Consider the following 22,685-nt stretch of genomic DNA (forward strand, 5'->3'; position numbering starts at 1 on the left):
GGGGGAGTGGGGGATGGGGGGATGGGGAGATGGGGGGACAAGGAGACAAGGGGACAAGGGGAACAAAAAAGAATTTCTCCCCCTCTCCTTGTCTCCCTCTCTCCTTGTCTCCCCCTCTCCTTGTCTCCCCCTCTCCTTGTCTCCCTCTCCCTCCCTCTTCCAAATTCACCACTACCAACTTCGCAGCAGTTAACGCTGCCAGTGTCTTTTCTACCAATGGCGCCGGATACTTTTTCACAATCAACTCTGATTTATACACCCTTCGCCGAGTATCTTCCGTACCTTCACCTAACTGCGTCAATGAGAGAAAAATCCAACGAGCGCATTCTTGAGCTTCAGCATCTAAACTGTCGTAAACAGCTTGCGCTTTACTTTCCAGCGCTCCTTTAATTCCACCCAAGTGCTGCTGATAAGCTTGTAAAGTTAACTTTCCCCCAACTCGATGTTCCCACAACTGCTCTAAAACAAATTCTAAAAGCGGTAAATCTCCTGGTGAACGGTGTAACTCTCGCAACAGCACTTCAACTAACACAGGTTCAACTGTTAAACCGACTTGTTCAGCAGGGTTAATAATGACGTGACGATACTCCTCCTCACTTAAACAAGGCGGTACGAGAATGCTAGACTGTTGCAAAAGCTGCGCTAATTTCGGTATTTCCAAGGAAGCTGCGATAAAATCTGCCCGCAGAGTGATGACTATTTTTAACTTATTTGGTAATAATTCCAGCGCCCCTAATATAACTTCTAAAAAGTTCTGTCTGTCAACAGCTTGGGCAAGGGTAAATAATTCCTCAAACTGGTCTATAAATAACACCATTACTGGTTCTGGTCGGTTACTTATCCAGTGAGCAAATCCTTGTCCCCCTTGATACAACATTTTCTCTAGTTGTATTTGCTGATAAGCTTTTTCTTTCTCAGTCCCGCTATCAACTAAGCGTCGCGATAAAGCTAAGAGGGGATTTGCACCAGGACGAAAGCTTTTAATCCACCATTCTTCGCTACCCGGTAATTGTTTACCGCGTTGCAGTTGAGCGATTAATCCTGCTTGGACAACCGAAGATTTACCGCTACCAGAGGCGCCAACTACAGCAAGAAATGATTTACTTGCCAAGTGATGCAGAAGTTGCTGCGTCAATGCTTCTCTACCGTAGAAATACTGGGCATCTTCCGGAGTAAAAGCTCTTAATCCCCGATAAGGGCAAAGCCCTAAATCAATTCCTTCCGCTAGCTTGATATCTCTTGTACCCGTTCGATTAGGTATAATTTCGATAACGCCTTGAATCCCGGATACCCAAATGTGCAATGGTAATGTATTTGAACAAGATAATTGTAATTGAGTTATCCAACTAGCTACCGATAAACTGTTTTGCTGTTGGGCAGCTTTCAGGGTATCGTGGAGAACTTGGGCGAATTGTTCGGGGTTGTCTTTTGGGGAAGCAGCGGCAATGATACACTGTCCTTGTTCAGAACTTAGCTGCAAGTCTTCTATCCAATCGTGTAGAGACGCGATTAATCGCGTCTCTACAACAGGACAATCTAAAATGATAATTTGTTGAGTGTAAGGCGATCGCCTCAGTTGTTGTCTTAACCAAGAGCGACTCAATTGAATATCCGAACCCACTACCAACACAGCTTCACCGGTTTCAGTTTCCTTGATTTTGCCACGCAGATATAATAAAACTGTTGCGTCATGTTCTAAATTTTGAGAATCTTGCTTTTTCTGCAAGCAATTCTGCATTTCTTCTTGAATATGTGAAGTAGTTATTTGATCGGCTTGTGGCAAATACTTCAACTCAAACCCACCAACTCCGCACAACAGTTTACAAAGATCGAGAGTCGTCTTATTAGTCGTCAGTCCCTCAACAATCAACGCTTGTCGCAAAGAAGACGATTCCACAACTTCTGATTTTAAGCCAAGAACAATTTCCCCAACTCCTTCAACAATCCGCTTGGGAGTTTGCAAAGGATATTCTGAATAAAGTCTAGTTTCCCCTCTACCTCTTTTTTGCTGATTAATCAGTCGCAGTTGTTGATTAGTTTGCTCAATATATTGCTGCGTCTGATGATAAATATATCGATAAAGACCGTCCGCTTCAATCAAACCGCGTCCATCAGCAGCTTCACCTCGCAAACCCCGCATGAGATAATAAGTAAAGACTCCGTGTCCTAATTCCGGAAATTCCCAAGATTGTTGATCTGTGTCACAAGAAAGCAAAGCATAAAATCCTTTACTTTTTTTCGCTTTTTGCCGCAACAAGTCTACCATTTGCGGTGTCGGGTTTTCGCCGTTTGGTATTTTTCCTTTTGCTCCCTTGAGTGACATACTACCGCTATGACAAGCATCCAACAATACCAACTGAGTCTGCGCTCCACTATGTCCCAATAAATGTAATAATTCCTCTAATCCTAAACCTGTATTTAGTAAATTATCGATTTGCGTATCTGCCAGACACAAAACTACCTGACCATAATTTGGCTGTACTATCCCGTGTCCAGAAAAATAAAATAAAATCGTGTCTTGTGGTTGAGCCGTAGCAGCAATTTGCTTTAAAGTAGTACGAATATTTGTTAGTGTGGGCAACCTTAACGAAAAATCGTGGTGAGTCCACACTTCAGTCTGGGGAAACGCTTGGGTTGCATCTGCTAAGGCTTCTGCTAAACCCTGACAATCAACCGCTGAGTAGCGCAAAGAGGGCAATCGCTCATCTTGGTATTGGTTTACACCCACCAACACCAACCAAAGTTTTGCCTGTCCGGTTTCTAAAGCATAAGTTGAGCGACTAGTAGCAACGCCTAATGGACACATTTTTTTTTAAATTACGATATGGGTAATAGCAACCAATCTCGAAAATATACGGTAAAATTTTATATTGATATAAATATTGGTTATTTAATAAGAGTCAAGTTTTTCTAGGTTGGCTGCTACGACTTTATGCACTGTTATCTAAGGATATATCCGGATAATTTTACAAATCTATAGGAATTCGGTTGGATTTTTGAACAAAATTAGTATTTGTCGGGTGCGTTAGACTATTTTTCTCAGGACTTACGCACGAACTACGTATTTCCGTCCCTATCGACGCTTCGGTTGCAATCTCAAAGTCTTGTTTTCTGGTAAAGAGTGCGTAAGTCCTATTTCTGTAACGATGCACTTAATTTGGTAATGGCTGAATAGCAAAAAATCACTGTAGACATCGCTAACTACTTGTGATTGAGTGCGATCGCACATCTTCAACTTCATGGATTTTGCAACCAAAATTCATCTGCTAAAGGTTGGTCAAAATCATTACTCATTACCATTGCGCCTAAATTTAATCCGGGCTGCGGTGTTTTTTCGGATTCAAAGATAATTTCATCAGTGCCTTATAAGGAAGAAGAGAATTTTTGACGGGCTGGTGCAACGGGTATTTCTTTGCCCTTTTCTTGATAATCTTCTTTAACCAATTCCCAAGCTATTTTTAGTTCCTCTAAAGCTTGTTGAGGAGTATCACCAAAAGCTGAAATAAGTGCATTTTCGCTATTCTAGCAAGGCGGACAATGTTTACACAAATAGTGCCGTAAGTGCGATCGCACTTCGCACCATTCTTAAGGGTTTGGTGCCGTAAAACGCAGTGCCTTGTAACTAGAGTAAATAAATCTTAACTTCTTGACTTGCGATAACTAAATATAAGGTATTATACTCAGGCTTAAGTATATAAGATTACCAAAAATAAATACTTGTTCAAGGTAGTCTTGCGAGTTGGGATTTAAAATTTGAGATTAGGTTACACGCCATTCATCAGGATAGCAAGGCTTTTTAGCTTAACGTCAAATAAAAAGGGTGCAAAACTGCGATCGCCAAAACCACAGAAGACTGCATAAAGAAACTCAAGGAAATCTATTAAGTCTATGAAAGGGTACAAAACGAAAACAGTTGAGGCTATTAACTATTTTGGCAAGTTTACCCTATTTTTTCGGAATGCTTTAATGGCATTGAGTAGATAAACGTATTGCAAAAAAGATTTTAGTTAAACACCAGGAGATTATTTGAGATGAAAATGCGAGTTTTAAGGGACATAGGAAATTTTTTCAAATCGAGTGCATTGAAATTTATCAAAGTATTCTCGAAATTGAGTCGCACAATTTTGAAGATGAATAAGTCAGGTAATAAACAGGAAAATCCACTACAAAAACAAACAGAGGAAATTTCCAAGGAAATAGCAGAGTCAACAGCTGATTCGCAATTAATACAGCCACTAAATTCTATAGGGGTACGGAAAATAGGAGTTGCAACTGTGACTAAGCGACCACCGAAGACACCTCCTCCTCGGCGAAAGTAGCTTTACCAATCGAATACACGTAGAGACGTAGCACTTCTACGTCTTTACAAGGAGAGGTGTTTTATATATGTACTTCATTTACAGCCTGTTAAGTCTACTGTTTCAAATCAGAACACAAATTGCCCTTTTGGTTATTAATCTTAGGATTATTCTCTAAATAATTATGCAACCATCGACAACTGCGAACTAACAGATGATCTAAATCTGTGGTTTGCAGTTGTTTGCTATCAACACGCCAAAGTTTAACCGTACCATCGTTACTAGCGCTAGCAATCATCTTACCCTCAGGGCTAAAACTGACATCAATGACAGGTTGGCTATGTCCCCAAAACGTCTTCATTTCTATACCATCTTTACTCCAAAGTTTCACTGTATTGTCGTTGCTGGCAGAAGCAATCATGCTACCATCCGGACTAAAAGTTACACCCCAAACTTCCTCAGTGTGTCCTCGTAGAGTTTTCAGTAATTTACCATCGCTTACCCGCCAAAGTTTAATAGTTTTATCAGAGCTGGCAGAAGCGAGGACATCACCTTTAGGGTTAAAACTTACACCACTAACTGCCTTAGTATGTCCTTTGAAAATTCGCACTAACTGACCATCGCTGACTCGCCAGATTTTCACTGTGTTATCTCTGCCAGCGGAAGCGAGAATACCACCTTTAGGGCTAAAGCGGACGCGAAAAACTTCACCTTTATGTCCAGTTAAAGTTCTAATAAGTTTGCCATCTTTTACCCGCCAGAGTTTAATAGTTGCATCCGCACTCGCAGAGGCAAGAATATCTCCTTTTGGACTGAAGCTGACATTATTAACTTCATGGTTGTGTCCTTCCAGGGGTTTGATCATATAGCCGTCAGAAGTCCGCCACAATATCACCCAGCGATCCCCACCAGAGGTAGCCATAGTTTGTCCGTCTGGACTAAAGCTGACACCATAAACACCACCATTGTGTCCATCAGGTGACTTGTCTAATCCTTCCAGAGAGGAGCGCAAAGTCATATTCGGTATATGCCAAAGTTTGATTGATTTGTCATCACTAACGGAAGCCAGGAGATTACCTTGCGGGCTGAAACTAACACTATTTACCCAAGAGTTATGTCCAGTGAGAGTTTTAATTAAACTGTTGTCTCGCCGCCAAAGTATAACAGTTTGATCTGCACCAGCGGATGCTAAAGTCTGTGCATCAGGACTGAAACTAACTCCATTGACTTCTATAGTGTGTCCAAGAAATGTTTGCAGCAAAGTGCCATCCTTCGGGTTCCACAAATTGATAGTTTTGTCTTTACTAGCTGATGCCAAAGTCTGACCGTCAGGACTGAAACTTACCGATGTAACTTGATCGCTATGTGCCTCAATTGTTTTTGGCAAAGTAGCATCAGTAATTCTCCAAATTTTGATAGTTTTATCAGCACTACCTGAGGCTATTTTACCTTCAGGACTAAAAGCTACACTGTTAACTGCCGCAGTATGCCCAGTCAAAGTTTTTAGCAAAGTACCATCACTAACTCTCCAGATTTTAATAGTTTTATCAGCGCTGCCTGAAGCAATTATTTGACTGTCGAGACTAAAACTAATACTATTGACATCATCGTTATGACCTGACAAAGTTCTGATAAATTGACCATCACTAACTCTCCAAATTTTAACAGTTTTATCAGCACTACCAGAACCAATCATTTGTCCGTCAGCAGACCAAGATACGCTATAAATCTCAGCATCATGGGCGTTGATAGTTTTGATTAAACCACCGTCAATAGTACGCCACAGCTTCACCTTGCCATCAAAACTACCGGTAGCAATCATTTTACCGTCAGGGCTAAAGCTGACATCCTTAATTGCTTCTTCGTGTCCTTCCAAAGTTCGTAGCAACTTCCCATCACGTCGCCAAAGTTTCACTGTTTCGTCGTCACTAGCAGAAGCAATTGTCTGACCATCCGGACTAAATTTTACACTGATTACGGCTTTTCCGTGTCCTTCTAAACGGTTGAGTTGTTGAGTATTAGAAAGTGCGTGTCCTAAAGAACTTATTGTTTGAAACTGCACATCTTTTGATGCGCCAATAATTTGCTTTAACTGCTTCCCGGCTTTGACACTAGCAATTAGTGCCTCAAGTGGCTGATTTGATAGAAAGTTAGCTTGCGATGACGAATTCAAAGCCTCAATTTCTCTAAGTTGAGCCGTTCGAGTTTGGAAATAAGCTAACCCAGCAAAACTAGAAGCTGCTATTCCTAAAAACGAAAGTGCAACAACGGCTCTTTGAGCTTGTCGAAGTCTTCTTTTTTCTTGAAATTGTTGGCGTTTTCTTTCTTCTAAACAACCTTCAATAAATTGCTGAACATCCGCAGTAAGTTCATCAGTATATTTGATGTAAATATCTTCCGCTTCAGCCAACCGCACACCTTGCAACAAAAAATCAGATTGCTGACCAGTTTGCAACCATAATTGTGCAGCTTGCTCAATTTGACGTTGCGATCGCAATCTACTACGATTTTCCTCCAACCACCAGCGCAAAGTTGACCAATGGCGAATTAGAATTTCATGGGCAACTTCCACCGTCACTGGAGGGAGTGGGAGATGGGAGTGGGGGAGACAAGGAGAGGGGGGGAGGGGGGGATGGGGAGAAAGAATTGTCCCCTTGTCCCCTTGTCCCCTTGTCTCCTTGTCCCCTTGTCCCCTTGTCTCCTTGTCCCCTTGTCCCCCCCTCCCCCCATCCTCCTCCTCTTCCTCCAAGTTCATCACAATTAACTTGGCAGCAGTTAACGCTTGCAGAGTTCTTTCCACCAACGCAGCCGGATATTTTTTCACAATCAACTCTGATTTGTGTATCCGTCGTCGAGTATCTTCTGTACCCTCCCCTAACTGCGTCAAAGACAGAAAAATCCACTTAGCACATTCTTTCGCTTGGGAGTCTAAACTTTCGTAAAGAGCCTGAGACGATCGCTCTAATGCTCCTTTAATTCCACCAAGTTCTTCTTGATACGCTTGCAAAGTCAACTTACCTGTAGAGCGATGTTGCCACAACTGCTCTAAAACAAATTCCAGTAAAGGTAAATCACCAACCGAATGATTTAACTCCCTCAGTAAAACTTCTACTAATTCTGGTTCTAGTTTTAACCCTACTTGTTGAGCCGGGCTCACAATCACCTGCCGATAATCGTCTAAACTCAGTCTGGGTGGAACTAATACACTCGACTCTTGTAAAACTTCAGCTAGTCTCGGTACTTCCAAACAAGAGGTAATAAAGTCCGCTCGTAAAGTAATAATTAACTTAAAACGGTCTTTCGCATATTCCGCAGCTCCGAGAACTAATTCTAAAAAGCGCTCTCTGTCCGTAGGTGAGGCAAGAGTAAATAATTCCTCAAATTGGTCTATCACCAAAACTATCATAGGTTCTGGTCGATTACGCAACCAGTAGACAAAGCTTTCTACACCCTGATGCAAGACTCCCTCTAAGAAGAGATGGGGAGGGGGAGATGGGGGAGATGAGGGAGACAAGGGAGACAAGGAAGAGGGGGAGGACAAGGAAGATATAGAAATTTCTTCCTTATCTTCAAGGAGTCCCCCTTGTCCCCCTTGTCCCCCTTGTCCCCCCCATCCCCCTTGTCCCCCTTGTCCCCTCCTCTCCCCTCCCAACCGCTGTGCCAAAACCTCTATGGGATTGGCACCTGGACGCAAAGTTCTAATTAGCCACTGTTCGCTGCTGGGGATTTGTTTACCTAGTCGCAGTTGGGGAATGACGCCGGCTTGGACAACTGAAGATTTACCGCTACCAGAAGCACCGACGACGGCAAGAAATGAGCGATCGCGCAATTGATGAATTAACTGCTGAGTTAAGCTTTCACGACCATAAAAATATTGAGCATCGTTCTCAGAAAAAGCACTTAATCCCATGTAAGGACAAATACCTAAATCTAAACCTGCTTTTTGTTCTCGTCCTTGCAAATAAGTTTTTTCTCTTAAGATTTCGATGATGCCTTGTGTGCCGGAAAGCCAGACGTAGAAAGGGATATCGCTACCAGCTAATTGTAATTGCAATTGAGCGATCGCTCCAGCCGCAGATAATCCGTCTGCTTCCGCTGCTACCTTTAAAGTATCAAATAAAGTTTGGGCGAATTTTTCAGGTGACGATGCCAAAGAAGCACAAGCAATTATACACTGTCCCTCTTGGGAGTCTATTTGCAAATCTTCTACCCAATCTTGTAGAAATGCCGCAGAACCAGGACAATCAAGAATGATAATCTGTTTGGCATTACACTGACGTAATTGTTGTTTCAACCATGATCGCTTGATGCGGATATCTTCTCCCAACACCAAACTATCGATAGCTTCAGTTTCCTCAATGCGTCCGCGCAGATAAAGTAAAATAGTTCCTGATTCTGGGGAGTGCAAAAGACGAGCGATCGCTGAACGCACATCATCAGCAGCAGCTTTTGTCCCTTGCAAATATTCCAAGTTAAAACCGCCAACATTACCCAGAAACTTGCTAATATCTAAAGTTACTGTACTTCCTGATAATCCTTCTACAACTATTCCCAATCGGCGATGCATATCATCATCAGCTTTTTCTTCCCTAGCTCCTAAAATCAGTTCTCCAACACCTTCGACAATTCGTTTGGGAGTTTGTAAAGGATATTCGCGCTCAAGCTGAGTATCTCCTTTGCCTCTTCTCTGCTGATTAATTAATCGTAATTGTTGATTGGTTTTATCAATATATTGCAACGTTTGATGATAAACATAGCGATAAAGTCCATCAGCAGAAATTATCCCCTTTGAATCTGCCGCTTCCCCATTTAATCCACGCATTAAATAATAACTAAAAACTCCATGTCCCAGTTCAGGAAATTCCCAAGATTGCTGATTATTATCGCAAGAAAGCAAAGCATAAAAACCTTTACTTTTCGCCGCAGAACGCTGTAATATCTCTACTAATTGCGTTGTCGGGTTTAACAGCGGTTCTCTAGTTGTTCCCCTCAGCGTCATTCCACCGCTATGACAAGCATCCAGCCAAACTAACTGATTCTGCGCTGGACAATTATTTAATAATTGTAATAGTTCTTGTAATTTTAAACCTGTATTTTGTAAGTTTGATTTTTGCGTATCTGCTAAACATAAAAATGCTTCCTGAGAATTTGGTTCTAGCATTCCATGTCCGGAGAAATAAAATAAAACCATATCCTGGGGTTTAGCAGCAGCGGTAATTTCTTGGAGACTAACGCGCACATTCTCCTTTGAAGGTGATAAAGAAGCAAAATCGTGATGAATTTTCACCTCTTTTTGCGGAAATTGTCTAGTAGCACCAGTCAAAGCATCCGCTAAACCTTGACAATCAACAGATGAATAATTTAGCGTTGGGAGTCCTTCATCCTGGTATTTATTTACTCCCACAAACATTAGCCACAGCTTGCCTGTATCTGTTTTTTTAACTTGATTTGAGCGACTAGTACCAACACCGATTGGACACATATTTAACAAGATGTATTGAAATCTTAATATTTGCTAACTAGGCATTGGGCATGGAAAGAATCTCTTATACAATCATGCCAAATCTCACGGGATGCAAATAACCTTTTACTCATGCCTAATTCCTAATTACCAATGCCCCATGCCCAATTTTCTAAATATTTAACTTTAAGCCGAAACATGATTCTCATTGATTGTAGTAAAGTTTGTGCAGGCGTCTTTTAACGCTTGCACTCCTTGCATAGGTCGAGTTATTGTGTTTTATGCATCCAAGACAAAGTATAATTTCCATATTTTCAACTTTTGTGCAATTTAATGGCGATCGCTTTCACAGTTGGGCGACGGATAGTAAACTGCGTCGCAGTATCCAAAGTTGTGTAAACAACACGCCACAAGAAACTTCGGAGAATTTTTGGGTACTTTATTGGTACAATTATATCTCCCAAAAGCAGTTAGAGAAACTTGCCAAAGAACATCTGATTGCTTATTTACAAGAAATCTGCTACTGGACAGCCCAAAAAACATCTGCTAGTTTTAGCAGTACTCAGTACAAGTTACCAGACTGTTTTCAAATGGCGATCGCTTCTGTCGATAAAGTCCTCAAAGGTTTTAATCCTAACCAAGGCTTTATCTTAAAAAACTACGCCAGCGTCATCTTTGGTAGCGTCATCCGGGAAACTTTGCGTCAACGCGGTGAAATTGATATCTGTACAGAATGGGGAATGTTGCGGAAAATTAGTCAAAAGCGTTTGGTAGAGTCTTTGCAAAATGCCGGCTTATCTCCAGAGTCTGTTACAGCTTACGTTCTGGCTTGGAATTGTTTTAAAACGCTTTATATCCCCAAGCAGCCGAATGCAACGCGGCAACTTCCTCGACCAGACGATGAGACATGGAGTGCGATCGCGATCGCTTATAATTCCCAAAGTAGTCAAAAAGTAACTTCACAAATTTTGGAAACTTGGCTGCTCAGTTGTGCCAAACATGCGCGAAACTATCTTTATCCACCTTTGGCATCAATTAATGTTTCCCCCGCCGGTCAAGATACAACCGAGTGGATAGATAATCTCGCTGGAGAGGTAGAGTCAGTACTTACCCAAATTATTACTCAACAAGAAGAACAAACCAGAATTTCTCAGGAATCTGAGATTAACAAAGTTTTAGCCGTCGCAGTCGCCCAACTAGAACCAGAAGCACAACAAATTTTGCAATTATATTATAATAATGGGCTGACTCAGCAGCAAATTGCTAAAGAACTTGTTTTGCAGCAATATACTGTCTCGCGACGAATCACAAAAGCTAGGGAAATTTTACTGCGAAATTTGGCTAAGTGGAGTAGTGAGAATCTGCATATTTCTGTCACCTCAGACCTACTCAAAAATATGAGTACTGTAATGGAGGAATGGCTGCAAGCTTACTACAGCGTATCTTCTTAAACTTCTTGGACTTATTCAGGAAAAAGGAAAGGGGTAAGGGTTCACTTTCTAAGTATCAAAATTTCTCTTCCCTAATCCAGCGTTCCTAGTCCCTAGTCCAAGCGTAAAACCCAAGCCAAAAGAGTTCCCGGAGTAATTTTCATGACTGCTAATGCCGCTTTGTTTACTTTTGCATCCCCAACAGATTTGATTTTAGAAATACCCGCCAACGTCCAAAATCAGGCGTATATTCACAGTCAATCTTTTTCTCATCCTAGTTCTGGTTATCAAGCTTATTTAAATCAACTTTGCTTGAATGTTGTTCTGCCCTGGCTGCAAACGGATTTTGCACCCCAAGCAAAAGTGTCGCCAAATAACAATTCTTTAGCAAGTTTTTGGGAACTGGTGAATGGGACTGCAATAGTATCAGACGGCATTCGATTTATTTTGGTTCCCAGTGAGGCGATGGATTTAAGTGAATTGCGAGTAGCGCAAGAATGGGTAGATATATCTAGTTTAGCTGGTGATTATTATTTAGCAGTGCAAGTAGAACCAGATGAAGCTTATGTGCGGGTTTGGGGCTATTGTAGTTATGAACAATTGAAAAATCAAGGAAGTTATGATGTAGGCGATCGCACTTATTCCCTTGATGCGACTGATATTATTAGCGACATCAACGTTTTAACTTTAGCCCGACAACTTTGTCCCCAAGAGAGTACGGCTAAGGTTATCCCACAATTAGCAACTCTACCACAAGAACAAGCACAAAATTTAATTTCTCGTTTAGGAAACCCAGAAATAATCACACCCAGACTAGCTATCCCTTTTCAACTTTGGGGTGCGCTAATTGAACATGGCGGTTGGCGGCAGAGCTTATATCAACGCCGCTTAGGACTACCAGAACAATGGTCAGTTATCGAATGGTTGCAAAGTGGTGTTTCTCAACTTGCAGAAAACATCGGCTGGGGAAGCTTGAATCTGCAACTTCTTAGCGCTGCCGGTGCGCGGAGTGTCGAAGAAACACAACCACAGAAAATTCTTTCTCGACGGTTGGCGATCGCTGGTCAAACCTACGAATTGCGTATTATACCACAAATTGAAGGAGAATCATCCATTTGGCGCTTTGAATTGCGTAACGCTGCCGTAGGTGCAGCCATTCCCGGTGGATTTAAACTCAGATTACTCACCGAAGATTTACAAAGCTTCCCCAACAACGAAGATATAGCCATAACAGCCGTAGAACAACTCTTTGTAGAAGTAGCGCTAGAACCAGGTGAAGGTATAGTTTGGGAAATAGAACCCACAAGCGAAAACTACGACCGAGAAATATTAAGATTTTAAATAAAAATTTACAATTCAACTGACTCTTGACTATTGACCTCTTTTATATATGGTACGGTGGAGAATTATTGCGTAAATCCACCAAAAGACAAAAACCCATGAGAGGAAAAACCAAGCAACAAATCCGTATATGGGCGATGTTGTGTCATCTCTCAGCTTTATTGGCATGGATACTATTAATTTTAGTAGTAGTTATCGGCGTTCCTTTATATCTCCCGTTAAATGTTTTAGCACCATTGATTATTTGGCGAATCAAAAAAAAACAATATACGTGGGTTGACTTTCAAGGCAAAGAATCTTTAAATTTTCAACTTTCACTGACATTTTATGTTTTAATACTCGTAATTATGTCGTTGCTGCTAGTGTTTACAGGATTTGGTCTGGCGATGACCAGCAATGGCAGAGCAAATTATATAGAGATAATTTTCCGCACATTACTAACTGGGTGTAGTGCGATCGTTGTATTCATGCTTTTATTACAATCATTTGTAGTCAGTTCTGCTGCGATCAAAGCTTATAGAGGTGAGTATTATCGCTATCCATTCACAATTAGATTTTTGATATAAGTAAGTAGACATAGGAGTGAAAATGAACTATGCGTTACCCGAAACCTTTGTAGAGACGCGATATATCGCGTCTCTACATTGTTTTTCACTCCTATGTCTAGTGGGCGAAATTAAATGTAAAATACTCACTTGGTTCGTAGTGAGCGGTTTACCGCTCGTCGCTCTTGGATTTTAACGGCTAATCAGGTTACTACGTTAAGGAGCATTTATTTATACTCATCTACTGAGCGAAGAAAATCGGTTTTTGAGAGTTGAAAAATAATATGATATTTTAGGTAAGTTTATGGTTTCTGGATAGCAAATGAATCAAGGTGTGATTGGTGTTGCAGTGGTGGGTACAGGATTTGGGCAAAAAGTCCATATTCCCGGATTTCAGGCACATCCTCGTACCCAGGTAGTTGCAGTATATAACCAAGACTTAGAAAAAGCCAGAGCGATCGCCCAAACTCATCATATCCCCCACGCCTGCAACAAAATTGCAGACATTGTTGCTTTAAACGAAGTCCAAGCTGTTAGCATTTCCACACCGCCATTTATGCATTATGAAATGGCAAAAACAGTACTGCAAGCCGGCAAACATTTATTATTAGAAAAACCTACCACCTTAAATGCAGCCGAAGCAAAAGAACTTTATCATTTAGCCAACGAAAAAGGCGTAATTGCAACACTAGATTTTGAATTTCGCTTCGTACCTGGGTGGCAATTATTATCTGAATTATTATCACAAAATTACGTCGGTGTCAAACGTTTAATTAGAATTGATTGGTTAGGTGCTTCCAGGGCTGATGCTTCCCGTCCTTGGAATTGGTACTCTCAGAAAGACCAAGGAGGTGGCGTTTTAGGGTCTTTAGGTTCCCATGCCTTTGATTACATTTACTGGCTATTTGGACCGATACGCAGATTAAACGCTCATTTTAGTACTGCCATTCCCACACGAGTTGACCCCGCTACCGGAGAATCAAAGTTAGTAGACAGCGATGACACCTGTATGCTAATGCTGGAATTGGCGGATGGAACACCTTGTCAACTTTGTATCAGTGCAGTAGTTTATGCACCGCGTCCGCATTGGGTGGAAGTGTATGGCGATAAGGGTACATTAGTTTTGGGAAGCGAAAATCAAAAAGATTACATACACGGATTTCGAGTGAAAGGTTCCCAAGCAGGTTTACCGCTGACGGAAATAGAAATTCCCAATCACTTGACTTTCCTCGAAAACTATGCTGATGGGCGAATTTCTGCGTTTTTTCGCGTGATTGAGCAATGGGTGCAAGGAATTGATCGAGATGAGGTCATTGTACCATCGTTGCGAGAAGGAGTTTATTCTCAGCTGTTGATGGATTTAGCTCATCAATCAAATGCAAGAAAAAGCTGGGTAGATGTACCTGATTTAGAAGCATTTTTAAGTCAATATTAGAGGCTTACCGTAAACAGATGAAAAAAATTCGTGGAGTTTGGTTAACCACCGCTGCTAGTGAGGTATTCGAGACAAAAGAAAATATAAAAAAAGCCATGCAACTTATTGCAGACACTGGATTTAATACAGTCTTTCCAGTGGTTTGGAATAATGGCTATACTCTTTATCCCAGTGATGTTTTAAACAAAAACTTTGGCATAAAAATTTCACCTCCTTTTACAGGACGAGATATTCTGGCTGAAGTGATTCAAGCAGCGACACCATTAAAACTAGAAGTAATTCCTTGGTTTGAGTATGGTTTTGCAGCTTCTTACAAAAATAATGGCGGACATATTTTAGCTAAAAAGCCTGAATGGGCAGGTAAAGACAAAAATAATCAACTCCTGACCAAAAATGATTTTGTGTGGATGAATTCCCTCGATCCAGAAGTTCAAGATTTTTTGTTAAGTCTATTTTTAGAGGTAGTCAAGAAATATCCTTCTGTGGCAGGAGTACAAGGAGACGATCGCTTGCCAGCCATGCCTTCAGAAGGAGGCTATGACAAGAAAACTAAAGCATTGTATTACAGTCAGTTTAGACAAGAACCGCCCCTAGATTTCAAAAATTCTCCTTGGCTTAAATGGCGAGCAAATATTTTGAATAATTTTTTGGCAAGGTTATATAGAGAAGTCAAAAAAATTAATCCCAACCTGATTGTTTCTATGTCTCCTAGTCCTTATCCTTTTGGATTTAATGAATATTTACAAGATGTACCTACTTGGATAAATAGTCAGATTGTCGATTTAATCCATCCCCAGCTATATCCACAGAGTTTAGACGCATACAAAGGATTAGTTGATGATGTTGTAAATCGTTTTCAACAAAAAACCTTATCTAAAATATCACCAGGTATTTTAATTCGCTCTGGCGACTATCAAATTACTCATGATACCTTATGGGAATCTATTCGCCATAATCGTCGTTCTGGAATTCGTGGCGAGGTACTATTCTTTTTTGAAGGTTTGAATGCTAATAATCAAGCTTTAGCTAAATTATTGAAAAACAACAACTATGCCAATTTAGTTTATCTTCAATATGGGAACATCGGCTCTGATGTTCAAGAAATTCAACAAAAACTAAAAAATAAAAGATATGATGTTGGTAAAATAGATGGCAATTTTGGGTCATTAACCAAATTAGCAGTTGAGAAATTTCAAAAAGATAATAGACTTGAAATAGACGGTGTAGTTGGTCCGAAGACTTATGCCAAATTAATGAGCTAATTATTGCAAACACAATATCGTTCGATGTCAATAGAACTTACGCACTCGTTACGAAAAAACAAGACTTTGAGATTGCATTGAATTTATGTCCACTTTACAAGATGTTATTAGTAACAATTTATCATTAACACGCGCTCAACTAAAGGTAGATAGAGCCTTAGTCATGGAAATTCAGACTAAGCTAGCTAATTTAGGATTTTATCCTGGTGGTGGATGGATTGATGGCGATTTGGGTGGCTTGGATAGTTTTTCTTGGAAAGGATTAATTGATTTTTGTAAGAGAGTTGGCAGTGTCTCTATACCATCTGATAGTGTTGCAATTAACCCAAATATTGCTCAAAAATTATTAAACACTAAACAAGTCCAGTCCATTTTAAGCGATGCTGCAAACACTACTTTCATTTTAAACAAGCTGAAAGAAATCCAAAAAGCTTCACCTATTGTTAATGGCAATACACAAGCTTCGTCCTTTGTTGCCAGAACGCTAAATAAGTCATATTTACAGACGCTAATTAATGACTATCCAACCAATCTAGAGCAAAAGCCAGATGGAACTTCGATTATTTCCTATGGAGACAAGTTTACTCTATTTACTAACATTAAGGTTAATTTTACTGGTTATCCAAATCGGGGAGATAAACCAACTATTGATAATACCAATTTAAGCTTTCTTTCTAATGATATTAGCAATGCCTGTGTTTGTGTTGGTAGTTTTAGCGATAGTGATAGCTTCATCAAAACTCATTGGCTGGGTAAAAATGCCTTTGATAAAGAACAATTTTATAGTACAACTAAATTTATTGGTGTTTTAAATACTGTTTGTCAAATAAATGAAAAGTTTCCTAATAATGATGTTGAGGATGATGTGATTCAATCTCCTAACTATCGCTTTAATAATTTAGTTAAAGACATGGTTACATATAATTTTAATTATGGCTCATCTAATGCCATAGGTGCATTATTCAAAAGATTCACGGAACGACCAAAATTAGAAAAATGGATTGTAGATCAGACAGGTAATAGTGGTATTAAATTTCGTGGAGGATATGGCGAAAATTCATTGATTGACAATCCTAAAGTCAAAGATAACACAACAGGAAAAATTGTTTTATCCTCCAACGATACAGGTGCTACTGGTGAAAATTTAATATCTGCTTATGACTTAGTGCGATTAATTTCGATGCTAGGTTGGCATTTCCATCTCCCAGAAACTGCTAAGTTACCATCAGCCCAATGGAAAAGCCTTAAAAGTGTCGTGCGGGCAATGGGTAACGATACGGCTCGTTATGTAGATGTAGCATTGGAAACTTTGGGGGTAGTAAATATAATTAGCAAACCAGTAATTATTTCTAAAGTAGGTTGGGGTAAGAGTTCTATGACTTATGCTGCTTTGGTGAAGTTTGTGGATCAACGGGTTACTCCATCTAAACTGAGAACATTTGCTCTAGCATTACGTTGTTCTACTCCAGCATCAGAGGACGATAAGGATACTAATTTAGCAGTAGCAGTCACAGAAATTGTACGGCGAATTATCAATGAGGAACTAGCTTGAATCCCCAGAAAAGACGTAAAGACGTTCCGTCGGAACGTCTCTACAAGGGTTTCGGGCAACGCATAATTAATTTTTACTCCTATGTCTAATGTACAATACGATCGCGCTGGTGAACCTAATCTAGGACGCACAAAAGCGTCATCCCGATATGCTTCAACCATACTACCACCAAATAGTAACAACGCGATCGCACCCAAAAATGAGGCTATAAATGCCCTCAAAACCCCTCCCGAAGCGGATTTCGTTCTAAATTGTTCCGACGCTGACAGGCTACTTTGGCGGATGATTCAGCGATTTGGAGCCGAAAAATCCGACAGTGCGATCGCGCATCTCCGCTAAAACTGCAAAGTTACCCCGATCGGGAATTGGTTAAAGTACTAGAGTGAGAAATAACTATCGCAAGGTAGGGGTATTTCTGATTTATTTATGGCTTAATTGATATATCAAAAGCCTTACGGAGAAAAGCCAATGAAAGCCGAACAATTTCTGGCACAATATGCCGCAGGTGAAAGAGATTTTACAGAAGTAAATCTGAGTGAAGCCGATTTGCAAGGAGTGGATCTTAGTGGGGCAATTTTAGATAGAGCCATACTTGATGGTGCCAATTTGACTTCTTCTAATTTGCGCTCTTGCAGTCTAACTCAAGCAGACTTGAATGGGGCAAATTTAACAAATGCCGATTTGAGTGCAGCTAACTTGAGTGGAGCAATTTTGGATGGGGCAATTTTAGAGGGAGCAATTTTTAACAACGCTAACCTTAGTCAATCTGAATTAACTGTAGCTAAGATGATTGAGGCAGATTTAAGTGACGCAGATTTGAGCGAGGCAAATCTAAGCGCGGCAAATCTCGATCAAGCTGATTTGACAGGAGCTAATTTAACTGTTGCAGATTTAAGTCAAACAAATTTGAGTCAAGCCGATTTGAACCAAGCAAACTTGAATGGGGCAAACTTGGAAGGAGCAAATCTGGAAGGAACTATTTTGGATGAAAATCAAAATTGATGAAATTTGATATTCAATAGACATCTTTAGAATTTAATTATGCTTTGCCCGAAACCCTTTTAGAGACGTAGCATTGCTACGTCTCTACGTCTTTTCTATCAGATGTCTATTGAGCTTAAGTGTCTTATCTGTCCTTCTAAAAATTTATTTCTGCTTAAGTGTCTTATCTGTCCTTGTGTCTCTTTTTCATTCGTGTTAAGTTACTTGTGACAAATTAATACTGTAAAACATGAAAAGTATTGCTGTAATCGGAAAACGACTGATATCAGTATTTTTGGTAATGGTTGTAAGTAGCTTAATGCTCTTCACATCTCCAGCGATCGCTGCAACTTCGGTAATTCTTAATCGGGAAAATTCTCAAACGGAAGTATTGCAATCTGACAAACCTGTGGTGTTAATTTTGGCATCAAAAGATACACTGCGTTTTTTTAATACTTCCTTAGAAGATTTAAAATCAAAAGCTGAAAATGTTTTTGGTGATAAATACAAAATTGCTATAGGCTACTGGGAAGATAACTTAGAAATCTCTTATGGGATTCCTAATCTACGAATATATCCAACTGCTACTGCGGTTACTTTTTTTGAATCCGGTCAAAGGAGAAACAGTGGGTTTATAATTGGTCCAGATCAGACCACGCAAGTTTTAGAAGGACTAAAGTCTGACTTTGAAGATAGCTAGCTTTTAATATTTCCTTCTTCTATCTTCCACGTAAGAATGTTGTAACGAATAGAACCTGGGGTAAGTTTGATAGCCTCCCCAGGTTTTTGATTATTTAATCAACGATGGTAATAACTGTAAACCAGCGATGTCATATCATATCCGTTTAATTAGGGCTTGCTGAATAAATGTGTAATCTAGTCCAGATAAGGGGTTTAAGCCTTTTTTCACCAAACAAGTGCACTTGTTTAACATCTAGAGTCTCAAAACCCTTGCACAATCAAAGCGCGATCGCTAGGTAAAGAAAGGAAACTGAGCAACGAAACAACCATTTTGTAACCTGTGTGGCTTCTAGATTCGCTTTAAAGACTTATTCAGCAAGCCCTAATTAACACTAATAAAAACCTACCTACGTCGTCGTAGAGACGTTCCGCCGGAACGTCTTTACATTGTAAGTAATTTACGGGTCATGATATTAAAAGTGTGTCCATTCGATACCCAAGCCCCATTGCCCCATGCCCAATTTTGGCTTTTGTAGCGAAAAATTAAGGAATGTTGCATTTCACGCTTTTGGGTAAGCCAGAAAGACAAAACAGCCAAAAGTACATGGTAGTATGCTTTCGGTAAATGTCAAAATTGGGAGAAGACCTTTGACACTAAGGGTTGCTGTTGTTGGGTCAGGTCCAGCTGGTTCTTGTGCCGCCGAAACCTTGGCGAAAGCTGGAATTGAAACTTACCTATTTGAGCGCAAGCTAGACAATGCCAAGCCTTGTGGCGGTGCAATTCCCCTGTGCATGGTAAGTGAGTTTGATTTGCCTCCGGAAATTATCGATCGCCGAGTGCGGAAAATGAAAATGATTTCGCCCTCGAACCGTGAGGTTGATATCAATCTGGTAAATGAAGATGAATATATAGGAATGTGTCGGCGTGAAGTGCTAGATGGCTTCTTGCGCGATCGCGCGGCAAAACTCGGCGCAAATTTAATTAATGCCACTGTTCATAAACTCGATTTTCCCACAAACAATACAGACCCCTATACCATCCATTACGTTGACCATACGGAAAGCGGCGCACAGGGTATTGCCAAAACCCTAAAAGTTGATTTAATTATTGGCGCAGATGGAGCAAATTCCCGCATCGCCAAAGAGATGGATGCTGGGGATTATAATTATGCGATCGCTTTCCAAGAGCGCATTCGTCTACCCGACGACAAAATGGCATATTACAACGACCTCGCCGAAATGTACGTTGGCGATGACGTTTCTACCGACTTTTACGCTTGGGTTTTCCCCAAATACGACCACGTAGCCGTCGGTACCGGCACAATGCAGGTTCATAAAGCCAGCATCAAACAACTACAAGCCGGTATCCGCGCTCGCGCTGCCCGAAAACTCGCCGGCGGTCAAATTATTAAAGTCGAAGCACACCCCATTCCCGAACATCCCCGTCCCCGTCGCGTTGTCGGTCGCATCGCTTTGATCGGTGATGCAGCTGGTTACGTTACCAAATCCTCTGGTGAAGGCATTTACTTTGCCGCAAAATCTGGGCGGATGTGTGCTGAAACGATTGTAGAAATGTCCAACGGCGGTGTCCGTATTCCCACGGAAGCAGACCTTAAGGTTTACTTGAAGCGTTGGGACAAAAAATATGGACTCACCTACAAAGTGTTGGACATCCTGCAAAATGTCTTTTATCGTTCCGATGCTACCCGCGAAGCATTTGTAGAAATGTGCGGTGACATGGATGTACAGCGGCTAACTTTCGATAGCTATCTGTATAAAACTGTTGTTCCAGCAAACCCGATCACTCAACTCAAAATTACCGCAAAGACTATTGCTAGTCTACTTCGCGGTAACGCCCTCGCGCCCTAAGGGGATTTTTTAAGAGGGGGAAAGGGGAAAGGGGAAAGGGATAGAGTTAATTGAAATTCTAGAAATGTTTAAAAATTACATCCTCCCCTTTCACCTTTTCCCCTAATCAAATTGCCCATATTCGATGTGTATTTTTCTCTGACAGTATAAGTAATACCCACTAAAAATAAAAAATATGTGTTATAATAAAAACACAGGGTTAAACACCTAGAGACTATACAAGTATCCTTGCTAATGAGCAAGATACTTGTATAAAGTGATTATTTCCGAAAAACTGAGCAGTCTACTGAGCAATATTTTCAGTAGTTCCTTAACCAGAGTAGTCTACTAAGCATCTACAATCAATTTAGACTAATACACGCATCAAAAAAAGTGAAAACTTGGGTTGAAAGCATCAAAAGCAGTTTAGGAAATAAACTGCTTTGAGAAGAGATTACGAATTGAATATAAAGAGTTCATGAAAATGTGAAGAATAGCTTGGCATCTGTTCCGTATATTTACTAATGTGGACGAGTCGCCTACTTGAGACGAACTCCTGGATAGGAGTTGTAGCCTAACTATGAAACTAAGTTCAGTTTTTGTTACTAGTTTGTCTGTTGCTGTTAGTGCTTTAACAGCGCTTGGTTTCTCCAGTCAAGCTCAAGCTCTAACTTTTTCAGGTATTTCGAGTGGTGCGTGGGGAGAACCGACTCCAGGGGGCATAAATACTAATCCCGTTTATTCGGGTGTGGGAACTAATTCATTTAGGTGGGGAGAAGCCTTGCCTGATGACCTTGACTTGGGTACACCTCAAAATCAACTTATCTTTGAAGGAAATTCTTTTTCTACTAAAATAGGATCTTTATTTAAGATAGGTGATTTGACTTACTTTAATGGAAAAGTTACCCCAAATACAAGCGTTGATTTCGTACCTTTAAATCTCCATGTATCATTCGGCGATCGCCCTAATGTGAGTGAAGTTTTTAACTTCGGCTTTCAGTTAGTTAATACACCCAACGATTCAACGAATCCTGCGGATAACGCAGATTTTGTTTACGTGGGTAAAAACTTTAGCGATCGCAATTTTACCTTTGCTGACAAGAAATATACACTCTCGCTAACTGGCTTCAGAGAAACGGGAAGCACTACTGATGTCAGTGACTTTCGAGTTCTGGAAGGAGAACGAACCACAGCAGGCATTTTCGCTAAAATCACTGAGGTTCCACCAGCAAAAACCATTCCCGAACCTGGGACTATTGCTGGTTTGTCGCTCTTAGGCATCTACCTGATTTCCCGTCGGAAATCCGCGAATAGCTAAATTTTGGGGAAAATTAAATACACAAGGCAAGATTGGCACTCTCTGAATTTTTTCACAAGAGAGTGCCAATTTATGTCTTAAACTACCCCACCCTGGCACAGTCTGAGGGTGGGCTTCCAGTTTCAGGGGGGAGTGCCAAAGAAAAGGACTTATATCATGTCCGGGTAATTAGTTATGATTCCCATAGTCATTGCACCCCACCCCGATCAGCCCCTCCCCGCTTGCGGGGAGGGGAGACAAAGCGTAGCTTTGGCGGGGTGGGGTTCTCCGGGTTTAGTAAGTAATCAAGCAGACATAATATTACGTCCTCGCTTTGGTCTTATCTTGCCTGAAAATAAACTCCCGCGATTCATTCAAGTTGTCTCCTGGTGTGCTGTTGGTGTCGTCGTCGATAAGGATGGTGCCTCCGTTGAGGCGATCGTATTGGTCATAGTTGGTGATTTAGGCTTGGCTGCGCCACACTTCGTGAACGGCTAGTTGTCCGGTGGGGAGGTCGGTGAGTTGGAAGTTGATGTTAAAGAGGTTAGTGGGGT

Annotated in this window: 15 protein-coding genes; 12 read left to right on the plus strand and 3 right to left on the minus strand. The window is 40.8% G+C overall.

From position 1 onward, the window contains the following. Nucleotides 1–2,806, minus strand: a 2,806-nt coding sequence (locus tag TOL9009_RS42595) for an nSTAND1 domain-containing NTPase (RefSeq protein WP_038296363.1), incomplete at its 3' end; no start/stop codon positions are given. Nucleotides 2,807–3,073: 267 nt separating this feature from the next. Then, nucleotides 3,074–3,241 carry a hypothetical protein gene (locus TOL9009_RS47340; protein WP_186227567.1) on the minus strand — a complete coding sequence of 56 codons (168 nt, stop codon included), beginning with the start codon at nt 3,239–3,241 and terminating at the stop codon, nt 3,074–3,076. Between the two features lie 868 nt (nt 3,242–4,109). On the opposite strand from TOL9009_RS47340, the gene TOL9009_RS0115090 reads away from it, so the two are divergent. After that, nucleotides 4,110–4,319, plus strand: a complete 210-nt coding sequence (locus TOL9009_RS0115090; RefSeq protein ID WP_186227568.1) for a hypothetical protein — start codon at nt 4,110–4,112, stop codon at nt 4,317–4,319. Nucleotides 4,320–4,413: 94 nt separating this feature from the next. Here the strand turns inward: TOL9009_RS0115090 and TOL9009_RS0115095 are convergent, their stop codons facing one another. Next, the gene (locus TOL9009_RS0115095; RefSeq protein WP_029633541.1) at nt 4,414–9,780 is read right to left on the minus strand and encodes an nSTAND1 domain-containing NTPase; all 5,367 of its coding nucleotides are present in this window, start codon (nt 9,778–9,780) and stop codon (nt 4,414–4,416) included. A 260-nt stretch (nt 9,781–10,040) separates the two neighbouring features. On the opposite strand from TOL9009_RS0115095, the gene TOL9009_RS0115100 reads away from it, so the two are divergent. The 11 genes from TOL9009_RS0115100 (at nt 10,041) to TOL9009_RS0115150 (ending at nt 22,152) form a co-directional block, all read left to right on the plus strand. Beyond that, entirely contained in the window at nt 10,041–11,210 is a 1,170-nt protein-coding gene (locus tag TOL9009_RS0115100) for a sigma-70 family RNA polymerase sigma factor (RefSeq protein WP_029633542.1), read from the plus strand. Nucleotides 11,211–11,351: 141 nt separating this feature from the next. After that, nucleotides 11,352–12,530 (plus strand): DUF1822 family protein, encoded by a 1,179-nt coding sequence (locus TOL9009_RS0115105; RefSeq protein WP_029633543.1) that lies wholly within the window; start codon nt 11,352–11,354, stop codon nt 12,528–12,530. Nucleotides 12,531–12,628: 98 nt separating this feature from the next. Next, nucleotides 12,629–13,096, plus strand: a complete 468-nt coding sequence (locus TOL9009_RS0115110; RefSeq protein ID WP_029633544.1) for a DUF4870 domain-containing protein — start codon at nt 12,629–12,631, stop codon at nt 13,094–13,096. Nucleotides 13,097–13,397: 301 nt separating this feature from the next. Further along, the gene (locus tag TOL9009_RS0115115) at nt 13,398–14,510 is read left to right on the plus strand and encodes a Gfo/Idh/MocA family protein (protein ID WP_038296364.1); all 1,113 of its coding nucleotides are present in this window, start codon (nt 13,398–13,400) and stop codon (nt 14,508–14,510) included. 17 nt (nt 14,511–14,527) lie between these two features. Further along, nucleotides 14,528–15,772, plus strand: a complete 1,245-nt coding sequence (locus TOL9009_RS39245; protein WP_038296365.1) for a family 10 glycosylhydrolase — start codon at nt 14,528–14,530, stop codon at nt 15,770–15,772. Nucleotides 15,773–15,857: 85 nt separating this feature from the next. Continuing rightward, on the plus strand, nt 15,858–17,324 hold the full coding sequence (locus TOL9009_RS0115125) for a hypothetical protein (RefSeq protein ID WP_029633546.1): 1,467 nt from the start codon (nt 15,858–15,860) through the stop codon (nt 17,322–17,324). Between the two features lie 81 nt (nt 17,325–17,405). Then, nucleotides 17,406–17,663 carry a hypothetical protein gene (locus TOL9009_RS0115130; protein ID WP_029633547.1) on the plus strand — a complete coding sequence of 86 codons (258 nt, stop codon included), beginning with the start codon at nt 17,406–17,408 and terminating at the stop codon, nt 17,661–17,663. A gap of 129 nt (nt 17,664–17,792) precedes the next feature. Continuing rightward, nucleotides 17,793–18,326, plus strand: coding sequence for a pentapeptide repeat-containing protein (locus TOL9009_RS0115135; protein WP_029633548.1), 534 nt, complete (start codon nt 17,793–17,795; stop codon nt 18,324–18,326). Nucleotides 18,327–18,555: 229 nt separating this feature from the next. After that, entirely contained in the window at nt 18,556–19,005 is a 450-nt protein-coding gene (locus tag TOL9009_RS39250) for a hypothetical protein (RefSeq protein WP_051502908.1), read from the plus strand. A 593-nt stretch (nt 19,006–19,598) separates the two neighbouring features. Beyond that, a complete protein-coding gene (gene chlP / locus TOL9009_RS0115145; protein WP_051502909.1) occupies nt 19,599–20,855 on the plus strand; it encodes a geranylgeranyl reductase in 1,257 nt (418 codons plus the stop codon). A 559-nt stretch (nt 20,856–21,414) separates the two neighbouring features. Then, the gene (locus TOL9009_RS0115150; protein WP_029633550.1) at nt 21,415–22,152 is read left to right on the plus strand and encodes a choice-of-anchor K domain-containing protein; all 738 of its coding nucleotides are present in this window, start codon (nt 21,415–21,417) and stop codon (nt 22,150–22,152) included. The last annotated feature ends 533 nt before the right edge of the window (nt 22,153–22,685 follow it).

This window comes from [Scytonema hofmanni] UTEX 2349 (assembly GCF_000582685.1).
GTDB lineage: Bacteria > Cyanobacteriota > Cyanobacteriia > Cyanobacteriales > Nostocaceae > Hassallia > Hassallia hofmanni.